This is a genomic window from Anaeromassilibacillus sp. D41t1_190614_C2 (assembly GCF_015558525.1).
Classification (GTDB): domain Bacteria; phylum Bacillota; class Clostridia; order Oscillospirales; family Acutalibacteraceae; genus Anaeromassilibacillus; species Anaeromassilibacillus stercoravium.
The window spans coordinates 1-15,151 of the sequence record NZ_JADMOD010000026.1 but is presented as its reverse complement, the minus strand read 5'-3'; the positions used below and the strand labels follow the sequence as shown (position 1 = coordinate 15,151).

At 58.6% G+C, this 15,151-nt stretch carries 12 protein-coding genes and 3 tRNA genes; 6 read left to right on the top strand and 9 right to left on the bottom strand.

The annotated features are described in order from the left end of the window. Window positions 1-487: 487 nt before the first annotated feature. Window positions 488-1,165, top strand: coding sequence for a spore cortex-lytic enzyme (gene sleB / locus I2G69_RS13835; RefSeq protein WP_195560973.1), 678 nt, complete (start codon window positions 488-490; stop codon window positions 1,163-1,165). Between the two features lie 184 nt (window positions 1,166-1,349). Here the strand turns inward: sleB and I2G69_RS13830 are convergent, their stop codons facing one another. Together I2G69_RS13830 and I2G69_RS13825 are read right to left on the bottom strand one after the other, a co-directional pair. After that, window positions 1,350-1,841 carry a hypothetical protein gene (locus tag I2G69_RS13830; protein WP_195560972.1) on the bottom strand — a complete coding sequence of 164 codons (492 nt, stop codon included), beginning with the start codon at window positions 1,839-1,841 and terminating at the stop codon, window positions 1,350-1,352. 96 nt (window positions 1,842-1,937) lie between these two features. Continuing rightward, window positions 1,938-2,153 (bottom strand): hypothetical protein, encoded by a 216-nt coding sequence (locus tag I2G69_RS13825; protein WP_087234897.1) that lies wholly within the window; start codon window positions 2,151-2,153, stop codon window positions 1,938-1,940. A gap of 180 nt (window positions 2,154-2,333) precedes the next feature. Between I2G69_RS13825 and I2G69_RS13820 the strand changes: the two genes are divergently transcribed. After that, window positions 2,334-2,528: a helix-turn-helix domain-containing protein gene (locus tag I2G69_RS13820; RefSeq protein ID WP_243254978.1), complete on the top strand. Its 195-nt coding sequence runs from the start codon at window positions 2,334-2,336 to the stop codon at window positions 2,526-2,528. Between the two features lie 109 nt (window positions 2,529-2,637). Here the strand turns inward: I2G69_RS13820 and I2G69_RS13815 are convergent, their stop codons facing one another. Next, window positions 2,638-3,045 (bottom strand): VOC family protein, encoded by a 408-nt coding sequence (locus I2G69_RS13815; RefSeq protein WP_191405746.1) that lies wholly within the window; start codon window positions 3,043-3,045, stop codon window positions 2,638-2,640. A gap of 183 nt (window positions 3,046-3,228) precedes the next feature. On the opposite strand from I2G69_RS13815, the gene I2G69_RS13810 reads away from it, so the two are divergent. Next, the gene (locus I2G69_RS13810) at window positions 3,229-4,125 is read left to right on the top strand and encodes a helix-turn-helix domain-containing protein (protein ID WP_195560971.1); all 897 of its coding nucleotides are present in this window, start codon (window positions 3,229-3,231) and stop codon (window positions 4,123-4,125) included. A 56-nt stretch (window positions 4,126-4,181) separates the two neighbouring features. Here I2G69_RS13810 and I2G69_RS13805 read toward each other — a convergent pair whose 3' ends face one another. The 5 genes from I2G69_RS13805 to I2G69_RS13785 form a co-directional block, all read right to left on the bottom strand. Further along, the gene (locus tag I2G69_RS13805; protein ID WP_195560970.1) at window positions 4,182-5,216 is read right to left on the bottom strand and encodes a hypothetical protein; all 1,035 of its coding nucleotides are present in this window, start codon (window positions 5,214-5,216) and stop codon (window positions 4,182-4,184) included. Between the two features lie 196 nt (window positions 5,217-5,412). Beyond that, complete coding sequence (locus tag I2G69_RS13800) at window positions 5,413-5,988, bottom strand: hypothetical protein (RefSeq protein ID WP_191405749.1); 576 nt, start codon at window positions 5,986-5,988, stop codon at window positions 5,413-5,415. A 106-nt stretch (window positions 5,989-6,094) separates the two neighbouring features. Continuing rightward, a tRNA-Val gene (locus I2G69_RS13795) sits at window positions 6,095-6,171 on the bottom strand. A 33-nt stretch (window positions 6,172-6,204) separates the two neighbouring features. After that, window positions 6,205-6,279 (bottom strand) — tRNA-Glu (locus tag I2G69_RS13790). Between the two features lie 3 nt (window positions 6,280-6,282). Next, a tRNA-Met gene (locus I2G69_RS13785) sits at window positions 6,283-6,359 on the bottom strand. A gap of 366 nt (window positions 6,360-6,725) precedes the next feature. On the opposite strand from I2G69_RS13785, the gene I2G69_RS13780 reads away from it, so the two are divergent. Both I2G69_RS13780 and I2G69_RS13775 read left to right on the top strand, forming a co-directional pair. Further along, window positions 6,726-7,097, top strand: coding sequence for a CidA/LrgA family protein (locus tag I2G69_RS13780; protein ID WP_195451076.1), 372 nt, complete (start codon window positions 6,726-6,728; stop codon window positions 7,095-7,097). Next, complete coding sequence (locus tag I2G69_RS13775; RefSeq protein WP_087234903.1) at window positions 7,090-7,770, top strand: LrgB family protein; 681 nt, start codon at window positions 7,090-7,092, stop codon at window positions 7,768-7,770. Before I2G69_RS13780 ends, I2G69_RS13775 begins: the two co-directional genes overlap by 8 nt. A gap of 193 nt (window positions 7,771-7,963) precedes the next feature. Here the strand turns inward: I2G69_RS13775 and guaB are convergent, their stop codons facing one another. Next, window positions 7,964-9,451 carry an IMP dehydrogenase gene (guaB, locus tag I2G69_RS13770; RefSeq protein ID WP_087234904.1) on the bottom strand — a complete coding sequence of 496 codons (1,488 nt, stop codon included), beginning with the start codon at window positions 9,449-9,451 and terminating at the stop codon, window positions 7,964-7,966. Between the two features lie 432 nt (window positions 9,452-9,883). Here guaB and I2G69_RS13765 point away from each other — a divergent pair. Beyond that, a partial coding sequence (locus I2G69_RS13765; protein ID WP_195560969.1) for an NPCBM/NEW2 domain-containing protein occupies window positions 9,884-15,151 on the top strand: 5,268 nt, incomplete at its 3' end.

Sequence of the window (15,151 nt, the reverse complement as noted above, 5' to 3'; positions counted from 1 at the left end):
TGCTCGAATATAATACCAAACCCTACCCCTTTTGTCAACACCTTTTTTAAAAAAATTTGAAACTTTTTTCAAATTCTCCTTTTCCGGCCTTTTTCCCTGCCAAAACGGGGCGTTTCTGCGGCCTTTCCATTCTACTATATATGGATAAAAAAGGCAAGGGGAAAGCACCCTGGCCACCAGGTCATGTGTGCAGCGCTCCACTCCCCCAACGCAAGCGCGCGGCGCAGGGGGATTCCACTTTTTTCAAGATTTCCTGGTAGATGGGCTGGGGAACGCGCGCGTCCTTCCTATAAAAATTTCCTTTTTTCTTTGAAAATCCTTCTTTCCTATGGGATTTAGGCAGCCAGGCAGGGCGCGCGAAACCGCCCGGGAACTCCCCGGATTCCCTTTAAAAGCGTTCTACGTTCCCGCGCGAAGCTGTCCGGGTATAATTGCGCTCCCCATGGAAACAATCGTATCAATGGAAACTTCTGTGGGAGGCTACATCATGAAACATGGCTTCAGATACCTTTGGCGCATCCTGGTGATCCTGCTGGTGAACGTTTTAATCATCGCGCTGGCCGGGAATTTCGGCGGCAGCGTGCAGACGCTTTCCAAGGTGGGCTCCACCGGCGAGGAGGTCCGGCAGATCCAGACCAAGCTCAAGGAATACGGCGTTTACACCGGCGAGGTGGACGGCATCTACGGCACGCAGACCAAAAACGCGGTCATCGCGTTCCAAAAATACAACGGCCTGGCGGCGGACGGCATCGCCGGGGAACAGACGCTGCGCAAGCTGGGGATCTCCTCCGGCGCTGGGCAGGGCGGGTTCAGCAGCAGCGATGTGGACCTGCTGGCCCGGATTATCTCGGCGGAAAGCCGTGGGGAACCCTACCAGGGGCAGGTGGCGGTCGGGGCGGTCATCCTCAACCGCATCGAGCACCCCTCCTTCCCCAACACGCTGGCCGGGGTGATCTACCAGCCGGGGGCGTTTTCCTGCCTGTACGACGGGGGCGTGAACGCGGCGGTCGCCGACTCCGCCTACCGCGCGGCGCGCGACGCGATCAACGGGAACGACCCCTCCGGCGGCGCGGTCTATTACTACAACCCTGCAAAGTCCACCAACAAATGGATTTTTTCACGCCCGGTCATCACGGTGATCGGCAACCACCGGTTCTGCTCTTAACCCCTTTTTGGGGCGGTTCCCCGAACGCATCGGCCCGCATGTTCAAAAATTTTTTGGACGGGCCGGGCCGTTTGGGAATCCATCGCCTTTATACGGTTTCTCTTTATACCAAAAAAATCACCCCCGCAGCTGGGCAGCAGCTACGGGGGTGAACCTGTGAGGGAGTTATTCGATTTTTAAGGAATTATTCAGCCTCAACAACCGAGATGCCATAGGTGAGCGTGCCCTTGTAGTTGCCGGGCCTGGTGGAAGGCGCAACCACAGGCTTCACCGTATAGGTCTCCGTGCCGTCTTCCGTGAAGGAAACGATCTCCTGGCCGGTCATGGTGTCCGTGCCAGTGGTCTCCAGGGTACGGCCGTCCGGCGTGACGATCTGATAACGCATCACCGCGCGCGTATCCGGGTCCTCCAAGACCATCTGGTTGCGGAAATAATCCGTGCCGGCGATCGTGACGGAAACCTTCTCGTTCTCTGCGAGGTTCTCAACGTCCTCTGCCACAACTTCTACCTCCGTGCCCTCTTCCTCGATGGTCACCTGGGCGGGGATCGTCACGGTGAAGGTCGGGTCGTTGCGCAGGGTAAAGCTAAACTCCGTGGCAGTATCCTCGGCAAATGCGGTAGCGGTCGTTCCTACGCACAATGCCAAAGCCATCATAAAAGCGATCGTTCTTTTCATGTCTTTTCCTCCTAAACGAACTGTTTACAACATTCACTGGATTGTGTCTTTATCATACCGGAACGGGCGCCCGCTGTGGTTCAGGAGGGATTAAAATTATGTAAAATCTAGGTTATCCAGCCACTTTTTCGCGCAATCCTCCAACCCTTCCCTGTATTCCCGGGCCTGCGCCCGCTGGCGGGCCAGCAGGGAACGGTCGATATCGACCTGCACGCAGGTCAGGCATACCCCGCGGTTGTCCAGGCGAATGTCTTCCTTCATACAAATCCCTTCGAACCAATAGGCACAGAAATGGTTGCCGCAGTAGATCATCGCTTTTGCTCCTTACAATTTTAGGATTTTCAAAACCATTTTATATAAGATACCATACTATATATGTATTGTAAATACATAATATAGCATTTACAATCTATACATTTTCCTCTTCCATCCCTTTAAACTAATACATGGTGATGTATGGTGCGGTCTGAATTTAAAAGTCTTTACAAAAAATTGGGATTGAATATTGCTTATTACCGAAAGCTGCGGGGCCTTACGCAAGAAGCCCTTGCGGAGAAAATCGGCGTTGACCAGACCCATATCAGCAAAATCGAAGTGGCAAGCGTCGGCATTTCTTTGGATAACCTCTTCCGCATCTCCATCGCATTGGATGTGCCGCCCTCAAAACTTTTAGAATTCCGCGAATGAGAACGAGGCAGTTGCAAGTTGCAGCCGCCTCGTTTTTCTATATAGAAAAGGCTCCCTGCAAACGCAGGAAGCCTCTCTTCCGATTTTTCTCATTCCTACTCAGGAATCCTTATGCCTCCGGCAGCGTGGTGACCTCCACGCGGTTCCCGTCCGGGTCCAGGATGCACGCCTCATAATAGCCGTCGCCGGTGCGGTGCGGCTCCAGCAGCACCGGCCGCCCCTCCGCATGGGCGCGCTTCGCCAGGGCGTCCACCTCGTCCGTGCCGCCGACCGCAAAGGCGATGTGCGTCAACCCGAGCGCCTCCTGCCCCGGCGCGTAGGCGCTCTCCGGGATGGTGGGCATCTGCATCAGCTCCAGCCGGCTCCCGTCCCCAAAGGTCAGGAAATACGACTCAAAATTCGGATGCGCGGCGGACTTGCTGCGGTATTTCGCCCCCGCCTTGCCGTCAAAATAGGCGCAATAAAAGTCCTTCATCCCTTCCAGGTCCCTGGTCCAAATCGCAACATGTTCCAGCATGGGAAATCCTCCTTACTCGTGTTCCTGCCGTTCCCGCACGGGCCGGTTGCCGCCCGGCCGCGGCCATGCCTCTGCGGGCCGCGCGTTTACTGGTATTATAGCGCAAATAAGCCCTTGTTTCTTTTCAGAAAGCGCCATATACTATAAGAAAAGCGACAAATGATGAGAAAGGGGTTGTGATGGATGCCGCTTGCACAGTGCTCCTTGCAGGTGGAGGCCAACCGGATGGAACGGCAGCCGGTCGGCCGTTCCCTGTTCCCCTGCCATGCCTATCGCGGGGATGTCCACCAGTATATCGCCTCGCAAGTCCCACCGCACTGGCACCATGAGGTGGAACTGTTTATGCTCGACCAGGGAAAAGTCGAGGTCTCCGCCGCGGAAACGCAATTTCTCTTGCAGCCCGGGCAGGGGGTGCTTGTCAACACCGACAAGCTCCACAGCATGACCTGCGCGGTGGAATCCCCCTGCCGGTACCGTTCCCTCGTATTTGACCCATCCATCGTAGCGGGCCCCGAGGGGAACGCGATCGACGTCAAATATGTGCGCCCGTTTCTCGAAAACGGCCCGCCCACCCTTTTGCTTTTGCCCGGCGAAGCCTGGCAAAAGGACGTCCTAGACGCCTTTGAAGCGGCGCATGCCGCCTGCCAGGACAAAGCCTATGCCTTTGAGTTCACGGTCCGGGAGGCGCTCTCACGGGCATTCCTGCTGCTCCAACAGCACGCCGGGGAAGCGGCCGCCAGCCCCTCCCCCTTGCGGGAAGAGCGGCTCAAGCAGATGCTTCTCTGGTTTGACGCGCACTACAGCGAGCCTTTCTCCCTGCGGGTGCTCGCCCAGGCGGTGCACTTCTCCCCGCGCGAATGCGAGCGCACCTTTGAGCAGCTGCTGCACACCACGCCGCAGAGCTACCTCCAGCGGCGGCGCATCCTCGCCGCTATGGACCTGCTGACCCACGGGGAACTGCCGGTCATCGAGATCGCGGCGCGCTGCGGCTTTTCCAGCCACAGCTACTTTTCCAAGCAGTTCCGCGCCGCAACGGGGTACACCCCGCGCGGCTACCGCGCCAAAACGCAGGGCGCGTAAGGCGGCGCAGGAAAGTTTTCCACCATTTGGGCAAAAACGGTGGAAAACGAAAGCGGTCAGTCGGGAATTGCTTCCGCCGGTTCCCCATCCCACCGGGCGACGAACACATAGGTACACCGGCCCGCCGGTTCACCCGACTGCCAGGTGCAGTCCAGCCGGAAGCCGTAGAGCGCAGGCGTCTGCGGGAACCCCAGGTCCGCGCATGCGAGCGTCCCCTGCCCGCCCTCTATGGAGAAGGCGGGCAGATATTTGTTTCCGCTTTCAAGCGTATCCTCCCCATATTCGGGGATGCTCTCCTCGTCGAGAAGGCAGGCGCTCAGCCGGCCAATATCGGGGACGCGCCCATCCAGGGAAAATTCCAGAGTCCCGTCCTCTGGCATCGAAACGATGGGCGCCTGCGCCAAGAGGTTCCAGAGTTCGGGAAACGCCTCGTCCGCCCGTGGGCTTTCCCCACCCCAGCGATCGACCAGCGTCGCCGGTTCGAGCACGGCGTCCCCGCATTGGATGCGCAGCTGCGGCGGCGCTTTCCTCGTCGAGACGGCCTTCTGCTCCGTCCGGACCATAAAGGAGTACGTACACCGGTTCCCGTCCGCCCATTCGCACTCCATGTTGAACCCGTGCAGGAACGGCTCCGTCCCCCAGCCGATATCCCCATATAGGATCTCCGGGCGGCATTCCAGCAGGGGGATCTCCATTTCCTGGGTTCCGGTGTACCTTCGGGAGGCAATCTTCCCCCAAAACCAGGAAAACTCCCCCGCCTCGTCCAGGGCGTAATCCTCTACCAGAATGTTCTGCGGCTTTTCCCCGGAAAAGGTGACGGTAACCTCTGTGCCGGGCGGCGCTGTGGGAATCCGGACCCCCTCCTGGACCGCGCCCGGGAACCACGGTGCGTAATCCAATGCCGCGTCCGTAAACCCGTCCCACTCATGGAGCGTCACCCCGTAGTCCGCTTCCTCGCCGCCTACGGCAACCCGAATCGCCGGGACGGTTTCCTTGGGGTCATACGCCTCCAGGCCCCCGGTGAGATGCAGGCCGCATCCCGTTGTCAGGAGCAGGCAGGCCGCTGTGATGGCCGCAATGGTCTTTTTCATCGGATATTCCTCCTTCCAAAAGATTCCTCTACTTAGAACACCGTTGCAAACTTGGAATTTTTTCAATTTTTCGGGAGAAATATTTTCACATAGAAAATATATTGCGTGGAGGGGCTTCGACCCGGACGGCCGGCTACAAACCAAAAAAGCTGTTGCAGGCCCGTTGGCCTACAACAGCTTCTTTCCCCATATAGAATTATTCCGCTTTAAATCCCTGGAACTGCTCGACGATTTCCTGCTTGTGCAGCTCGTTCTGCTCGTTCGTCTGGGTGTCCTTATAGATCATCAGGTACTTCCCGCTGTCCGAGAGATAGGCGTCCGTGACCTCCTGCCCGATGACGGTAAAGGTGCCGTTCGCCTTGACGCTGTCCAGCACCGCCTGGGCCTCGTCGTTCAAGTTGTCGAGGTCGTATTCGTAGAGCTCCACCGTGACGTTGTTGCTGCCCTCATAGCTGAAGCGGTACTGCACGCCCGCCACCGCGCCGATGAAATCGGCCGCCATATCCACGGGGTCGCCGCCCACGCCGCCGGTCTGCGCCAGGAAGCTGCAAAGGCCGGTGAGGTTGTCGTCCACCTCCGCCTCGATTTCCTCCGGGTCCTTGGCGGGCGCCTGGCTCTCTTCGCCCGTCTGCGACTCCTCGCCGGGGACCGAGCTCAGGATTGCATCCGACGTTGTCCCATCTGAGCCGGAAACGGTGCCCACATCCACCCCGCAGGCGGAAATGCTGAGCAGGAGCGCCGCAGCTGCGGCGAGCGCAAGAACTTTTTTCATCGTCCGTCGACCTCCTATGATGTGCGGCGCCGCACAGGTTGCAAGCGCCTTGTTTTGATTTGATAATACAAAACACCTATAGCGCAGGCTATAGGTGCTTCAGAATTGGTGGACACAAGGGGACTCGAACCCATGACCTCTCGCGTGTGAGGCGAGCGCTCTAACCAGCTGAGCTATGCGTCCATACCCCGTGCGCTTGCGCGGGAATAAAAAGAGTGGTGACCCGGACGAGATTCGAACTCGTGAAACCGCCGTGAAAGGGCGGTGTCTTAACCGCTTGACCACCGGGCCATTTGGTAGCGGCAACTGGATTTGAACCAGTGACACTTCGGGTATGAACCGAATGCTCTAGCCAACTGAGCTATGCCGCCATAAACGTCTCGCAGGACTTTCATATAGTCTATGCGAAGCGTTTATCATTATAATACAGCCTGTCCGGTTTTGTCAAGGACCATTCCAAGAAAGTTTTGACTTTTTTTGATTTTTTTCGCTTTTCCGGGAAAATCCGGGCAATTTCCGGGGGATTGGCGCCCGGTACGCCCCATAAAGGGCCGCCTCCCGCGCATGGGGCGCCCTTTGCAGGCAAGGCGGCGCTCTCCCCCACCGCACGATTTCTGCGCTTTTGCTTATTTTTCGCAACCGCGCGCAAAAAAGCTTATGCACATAGCGCGCGGCGGTTGTGCTATCATAATAAGGTATTTTTTGTAAGGGATTTTCTGCACAAGGAGCGTTGCAAAATGAGGATTCTCGCACAAATCGGTATCGTATTGTTTGTATGCCTCGTGGGGGAGGCGATCGCGGCGGTGCTGCCGTTTCCATTCCCCGCCAGTGTGATCGGCATGATCCTGCTCTTCCTGCTGCTGGCCTGCAAATGGCTCAAGCCGCGGCATATCCAGGAAAAATCCAATTTCCTGCTCTCGAACATGGCGTTCTTCTTCATCCCGGCGGGCGTGGGTCTGCTGGACTACCTGGACGTCCTGAAAGCGAATCTCATCCCCCTGCTGGTCATCTGCCTGGTCACCACGCCCCTCGTCTTTCTGGTCACCGGGTGGACGGTGCAGGCTGTGATGAAATGGACCGCGCGGAAGGAGGACAAACCCGATGTTTGAAACCGTCGTATACTCGCCGCTGTTCGGCATTGTGCTCTCCATCGCCGCCTTTGAAGCGGGGATCTGGATCCAGAAAAAGACCCGCAAGGCGATCTGCAACCCCCTGGTGATCGCCATCCTGCTCTGCATTGCGGTGCTCGTGCTGTTTGACATCCCGCTGGAGGCGTACAACAAAGGCGGGGACATCATCAACCTCTTCCTGGGCCCGGCGACCGCGGTGCTGGCCTTAAACATCTATAACCAGATGGACGTCTTAAAAAAGCACTTCTGGCCGGTCCTCGCGGGATGTACCGCCGGAAGCATCACCAGCATCGGCAGCGTATTCCTGCTGTGCAAGGCCTTTGGGCTGGACGATTCCATCACCAAGGCGCTGCTCCCCAAGAGCTGCACCACGCCCATCGCGGTGGGCATTGCGGAAAGCCAGGGCGGCGTGGTCGCCATCACGATGGTCGCGGTCCTGCTCACCGGGCTGATCGGGGCCTTGGCCGCGCCGCTGTTCGCCAAGGTGTTCCACATCAAAAGCCCGGTCGCGCAGGGGCTTGCCACGGGCGCGTGCAGCCACGCCCTTGGGACCACCAAAGCCCTGGAGATGGGCGAGGTACAGGGCGCGATGAGCGGGATTTCCATCGGCGTGTGCGGGATTATCACGGTTATTTTGTCGCTGTTTTTGTAAAGCGGATACGGGCGGGGAACCGCCCCTTGGATGCGCTGGGGCCAGCGCCGGGCTTGTCCCCGGTGCTGGCCTTTTGGTTTTCCAGATGGATTCCCACAGGTTTCCGGCATGGAAAAAGGGACCCGGGGTTTTGCAACCTCGGGTCCCTGTTCTGTCTATCAGCAGGTATCCTATGCGGAAAGAAACCTTCCCCTTACACGCTGAGGGAATAGTTCGGGGATTCCTTCGTGATCTGGATGTCGTGCGGATGGCTTTCGCGCAGGCCCGCGCCCGTGATGCGGATGAACTGCGCCTTCTCATGCAGCTCCGCAATGCTGCCGCAGCCGGTATAGCCCATGCCGGCGCGCAGGCCGCCGAGCATCTGGTAGACGGTCTCGGACAGCGGCCCCTTGTACGGCACGCGGCCCTCGACGCCCTCGGGGACCAGCTTCTTGCTGTCGGACTGGAAGTAGCGGTCGGAGCTGCCGCCGTCCTTCTTGCCCATCGCGGCCAGGCTTCCCATGCCGCGGTATACCTTGAACTGGCGGCCCTGGAAGACCTCCGTCTCGCCGGGGGATTCCTCGCAGCCCGCGACCATGGAGCCGACCATGACCACGTTTGCGCCCGCCGCAAGCGCCTTGACGATGTCGCCGGAATACTTGATGCCGCCGTCCGCGATGATCGGGATGCCGTGCTTCGCCGCGACGCACGCCGCGTCGTAGATCGCCGTGATCTGCGGCACGCCGATGCCTGCAACGATACGGGTGGTGCAGATGGAGCCCGGGCCGATGCCGACCTTCACGCAATCCGCGCCCGCGTCGATCAGGGCCTCCGCGCCGGCTGCCGTCGCGATGTTGCCCGCGATCAGCGGCAGGTTCGGGAACGCCTTCTTGACCTTGCGCACCGCGTCCAGGATGCCGCTGTTGTGGCCGTGCGCCGAGTCGAGCGCCACCACGTCCACCTGCGCCTTGACCAGCTCCGCCACGCGCTCCAGCACGTCTGCGGTTGCGCCGATGGCCGCGCCGCACAGCAGGCGGCCCGCCGCATCCCTTGCGGAATTCGGGTACTGCACGGATTTCTCAATGTCCTTGATCGTGATGAGGCCCTTCAGGTAGCCGTTCTCGTCCACAATCGGGAGCTTCTCAATGCGGTGCTGGCGGAGGATCTCCTGCGCCTGCTTGAGCGTCGTCCCCACCGGCGCGGTCACCAGGTTCTCCTTGGTCATCACGGCGGAGATCTTCTGGTCGAAGTCCGCCTCGGTCATGAACCGCAGGTCGCGGTTGGTGATGATGCCGACCAATTTGCCGTTCTCGCAGATCGGCACACCGGAAATTTTGTAGCGCGCCATGATGTCGTTCGCATCATGGACAAAGTGGTCCGGAGAGAGGAAAAACGGGTTGACGATGACGCCGTTTTCAGAGCGCTTGACCCTGTCCACCTCGTCCGCCTGTTTTTCGATCGACATGTTCTTGTGGATGATGCCAATGCCGCCTTCGCGGGCAATGGCAATCGCCATCTCCGTCTCTGTGACCGTATCCATGGCCGCGGTCATCAGCGGCGTGTTCAGGTGAATGGTCTTGGTCAGCTGGGTGGAGACGTCCACCTCCTTTGGCAGCACATGGGATTCCGCCGGGATCAAAAGGACATCGTCAAATGTCAACCCCTCTTTGACAAACTTGCTGGAAAAATCCGTATTTAACATGTTTTGCCTCCTTTTCCATCTCTCTTTTTTGACCTATTTCGCGCGAGTTTATAGTATTTTATTATAGCATCGCCTAGAGAATTTTGCAACGGGGAAGGCGGCTTTCTCCCTCAAGGAAAGAAGATATGGATATTTGAATCAAAAACATGGACAATCCTCCCATTTTTCAGTATTTCTATTCTAAAATCTTTCCGTTTGTGCTATTATCAATTGTATACAATTCTAAAAATTTGCAAAATTTTATTGGTTTTTTATGGATTTATATTATTTCCTTTCGCCATTTTACATGGCAGATGGATGTTCGGTCCACATGCCATTATTTCATCTGGTATCGTTGACCATTTGGCTTTGAAAGGAGGGAAACCGGCTTTGCCCGTCAACGTTCCCTATATTTGGTAAGAAAAGGACATTGGAAAGGAAGGAGAACTGTTAATGAAAAGGTTTCGAAGAATCCTGTCCAGCGTGCTGGCGCTTTCGCTCCTGCTGGGCATGTTTTCTCTGAACGGCAGCGCAATGGCGCAGGAGAGCGCCATCGACAGCCAAACCGTCCTGTCCACCGGGACCGCCGTCGGGGACACCTATGAAGCCCCGGAGACGCCCCGGCAGCAGATCAATTTCAACCGCGAGTGGAAATTCAAGAGCCAATCCGTCACGGACGATACCGCCCCGGATTTCGGCGGCGCAATCGACCCTGCGTTTGACGACTCCGAATGGACCAACGTCGGCCTGCCCCACAGCTTCAGCATCCCCTATAATATGGAGACCAATTTCTTTGTGGGCTACGGCATGTACCGCAAGACCTTCGACGTCCCGCAGGAGTGGCTGGACGGCGGCAAGCGCATCAGCATTGAGTTTGAAGGCGCTTTTATCGAAACAGAGGTCTTTGTCAACGGGGAGGCCGTGGGCACCCATAACGGCGGCTATACCGGCTTTACCTTTGACATCACCGACAACCTCCACGCTGGGGAGAACGTCATCGCTGTGCGCGTGAACAACAAGTGGAACCCCGAGCAGAACCCGCGCACCGGCGACCACCACTTCTCCGGCGGCATCTACCGGGACGTATACCTCAACATCACGGACGGCGTCCACGTGGCCTGGTATGGCACGGCGGTCACCACCCCGGCCTTGAACAACCCCGGTTTTGATGAGAAGAACGAGGACGGCACGCTCTACCACGACTATGAGAACATCGACGAGGAGAGCTACACGCCGGCCGAGGAGATCCGCGAGAACATCGCGCAGGAGCGCTCCGATGTGCGCGTGCAGACCGAGGTACAAAATGACTCCGACACGGCGCGGACCATTGTGGTCAAGCAAGAGGTGGTCGATACGGCCGACAACACGCTGGTGGCATCGTTTGCCTCCGATCCCACGGTTGTGGCGGCTAACTCCACGGCGGTGGTCGACACCCAGAGCGACTACATCCAGGACATCAAACTCTGGAGCCCGGACGAGCCCAACCTCTACCGCGTCTATACGACCATTTACGACGGCGAGGGCAACGCCATCGACCTCTTTGAATCCCCTCTCGGCTTCCGTTGGGCGCAGTTCCTGAACGACGGCTTCTACCTCAACGGGGAGAAAACCGTCATTTTCGGCGCAAACGTCCACCAGGACCATGCCGGCTGGGCCGACGCAGTGACCAACGAAGGATTCTACCGCGATGTGCAAATGGTGAAAGACGCGGGCATGAACTTTATCCGCGGTTCCCATTATCCCCACGACCCCTCCTATGCAGACGCCTGCGATGAGCTGGGCATCATGTTCTGGTCCGAAGCGGTCTTCTGGGGAGCAGGCGGCTCGTCGCATCCAGAAGATCGGATTACCTATACGGCGGCCGACTGGGTGGGTTCCACCTATCCCCAGTATGCGGAAGACGAGGAAGCGTTCAACCAAAGCTGCCTGCAAGGGTTGGAAGAAATGATCCGGATCCACCGGAACCACCCGTCCATCATCATCTGGAGCATGGGCAATGAGGTGTTCTTCGGCGGGAGCAAGGACGACACCAAAAAAGCGCTGGTTAACGAAATGCGCAATCTGACCCATCTGCTGGACCCCACCCGCAAGGCGGCTATGGGCGGCGTGCAGCGCAATGGCTATGACTCTCTGGACATCTGCGACGTGGCTGGCTACAACGGCGACGGCGGCTCCGCCGAACTTCCGGAAGAGGGCCAGGGACTTCCCGGCCATATGACCGAGTACATGCCGAGCATCGCGTCCGAATACGGTTCGCACACGGCTGACCGGGGCAGTTCCTCCGACGAGTTCCGCCCGTATTTCGGCAATATGCAGGACGGCAGCGATATTTACAATTATAAGCTCAAAGGCAACCGCGCCGGCATCGCCCTTTGGTGCGCATTCCAGCACGGCAGTGCCCTTGGCTCCGGCCTGGCGAAGATGGGCTTCATCGACTACAGCCGCCTGCCGCTCAAGGCGTGGTACTGGTACCGGCAGACCTATACCGGCGTCCCGGCGGAATTCTCCAAGGAAGGGGAAGCCGACCATCTGGAGCTCACTGTCTCCCAGGATACGATTCCAAACGACGGCACGGCGGACACCCATCTGATCGTCACGGTCAAGGATGAAAACGGCGATTGGGTCAACCAGTCCCCCACCGTGACGTTGGAAGTGGTCGAGGGCCCCGGCGTATTCCCCACCGGCAAAGAGATGACCCTGACCGGCGGCAACCTGATGCGCGACGGCAAGGGCGCAACGGAATTCCGCTCCTACTATTCCGGCACCACCGTCATTGAGGCCACCGCGCCCGGCATGGAACCGGCGGAGATCACCATCACCACCACCGCCACCGAGCCGGAATACGGCCGGACCGAGCCGGACAATTTCCTGATTGAAGAAAAAGAGGATACCACGGATAAGCTGGCAGACGCTGGAAATTACAAGGCGGATAAGACCAACCATCCCACCTTCCCCTCCAGCGGCAACGGCGCTATGGCCAACGACGGCGACACATCCACCCAGTGGGTGGCGGAAAACGCCGGCCCGGACGAATACTGGATGCAGGATACCGAATATGCCCTGCACATGTATAAGCTCAAACTGGACTTCGAAGGCACCCCCTATCCCTATAAAGTAGAGGTTGCCACCAACGAATCCGGCCCCTGGACGGAGATTGCCTCCTACACAGCGGATACGGTTGCGAACCGCCCCTACGAAGAGGATCTCGGCGGCATCCGCGCCCGCTTTGTCAAGGTCACCTTCACCGACGTCCCCGAAGGGGAGCACGCCTTCCTGAACGAGGCCACGGTCTACGGCATCGACGCGCAGGGCGCAGCGGACGAATCCACCGATTATGGCTATACTACGGACTCCGTCTATGTCTCGGACCTCGAACCTGCACAGCCGATCACCCAGGGCTGGGAAGGAAAGACCCCCGGCATCGACCAGTCCATCGAGGGCAACCCCATCACCGTGGGCGGGATCGTGTATGAAAAGGGCCTGGGCCTGCACGCGAACAGCGAAGCCATTTATGACCTGGGCGGAAAATACGCCCGCTTCCAGGCAATCGCCGGAATCGACGACGAAGTAACCGGCACGGGCGACGCCATCTTCCGCGTCTACGCCACCGTGGGCGACAGCGAAGAGGAAACCCTGATTTATGAGAAGCAGATCACAAACGGCGCAAGCGATTTTGTGGATCTGAGCGTGCGCGGCGTCACAAGGCTCCGCCTGGTGACGGATGAAAACGGTGGAAACGGCAACGACCACACCGATTGGGCGGACGCAAAACTCCTGGGCGCAGCGCGCGACATCTCCAAGACAGACACAAGCTACACCACGACCGTGGCCAGCAGCAGCCAGGGCCTGCAGCCCGGCACGGATTTCAAGGCCTATGTGACCATGAAGAACACCGGCAGCAGCAACCCATACGCCGCTTCCCTGGCGCTGTACGACAGCGAGGGCAACCTGGTGGACGTGTCCATCCTGGAGGACCGCATTTCCCTGAAGGGCAATGAGTCCATTACCCTGGAAATCCCGGTTCCTGCGGACGCAGTGCCCGGCTATGAGGCACGCCTCAACGTTTATGATCCCGAGACGCTCGAGCTCATGGCAACGACAACGCACTTCGGAATGCAGATGGAACCGTCCGCATCCACGCAGCGTGCCGTGCGCGCCGCTTTCTCGGCTGCCCCTGCATCCACGCAGGACAGCGACGCCTATGTGAAGGTGGACGGCGAGTCCGAATCCGTCGTCAAGGAAGGCAACTGGGGCCTTTGGAAAGACAGCAAGGCATACGAAGGCACGGAGACCTTCGTCGGCGACAGCTACGACTGGGAAGGCGCTTCGCTCTCCCTGACCTTCACCGGCACACAGATCATCGTTGGCGGCAAGATCGACGGCAGCCAGAAGGGCGCGGACGTCTATCTGGACGGCGAGCTGGTTGACCATATCAACAGCAATTCCTCCGCAAACGACGGCAAGAATGGCTATTACGAAGTCTGGCGTTCCGGCGCATTGGACTACGACACCCATACCATCCAACTGGTGCCCACCGGGAAATTCAGCGTGGACTATTTCTCCTACTTGACCGAAAATCCATGGGACAAGGTGGACGGCGAGGACGAAGCCGTTGTCAAGGAAGGCACCTGGGCGCTCTGGGAAAGCGGCGACGCCTACAACGGGACGGAAACCTATGTCGGCGACAACTACGACTGGCGGGGCACTTCGCTGTCCTATACCTTCAACGGCATCCAAGTGTGCGTCGGCGCAAAGGTGGATGGCAGCCAGGTGGGCGCAAACATCTACATCGACGATGCGCTGATTGCCACCATCAACACCAACGTTCCCGAAGTATCCCAGCAGGGTTACAAGCGCGTGTGGGTCTCCCCCGTCCTCACGGAAGGCGAGCACACCATCCGCCTGGAACCGACCGGGAAATTCGGCTTTGACTATTTTGAATCCCTCAGGCCCGGCTTCGAAGACATGGCGCTTGAGCCGACTGTCCAACTGACCGAACTGCTCAACCAGATCGCCCGCGCAAAGGCCCTCTCTTCGGCGGCCTATACGGACGAAAGCTGGGACGCTATGCAGGAGGTCCTGGAAGAAGCGGAAACCGTGCGGGATACCTCGCGCGACCAGGCCGAGATCGACGCGGCGGCAGAAGCCCTGCGCGATGCCATCGATCAATTGATCCCCTATATCGCGCCTTCGGACGAGGTCAAGGATGCGTTCTTGCAGGCCATGGCGGCCGTGCTCGCATTCATCGAGTCCGATTCCGCAAACCAGTACGATCCCGAGGGCGTCGCAGCACTGGCGGAGACCTTCAGCGATGCGTACGGCCTGTATGAAGAAGTGAAACCTTCGGAGGAAGCGTTCATCCAAATGACCGCCGACCTCCTGGAAAAACTCGAAGCCCTACAGCCGGCCTCCGGGGAATACGCGCTCACGGTGAAATTCCCGGCCGGAAGCGTGCGTCTTTCCATCGACGGCGAAGACCAGACGATCGCGAACCTGATCGGTTCCTATCAGGCCGATGTGCTCTCTGGCACCGAACTCAACCTGGCCTTCACACCGAGCGTAGAAGGCCGCGAGATCGCAGGCGTCACCGTGAACGGCGAAGCCATCGCGGAAGACAGCTTTGACGTTTCTGAATATGTCTACCGCGCAGCCATGCCGAACGCGGACACCACGATCGAGCTTGGCTTCACAGTGGTAGACAAGCAGAACCTGCGCGCTGCC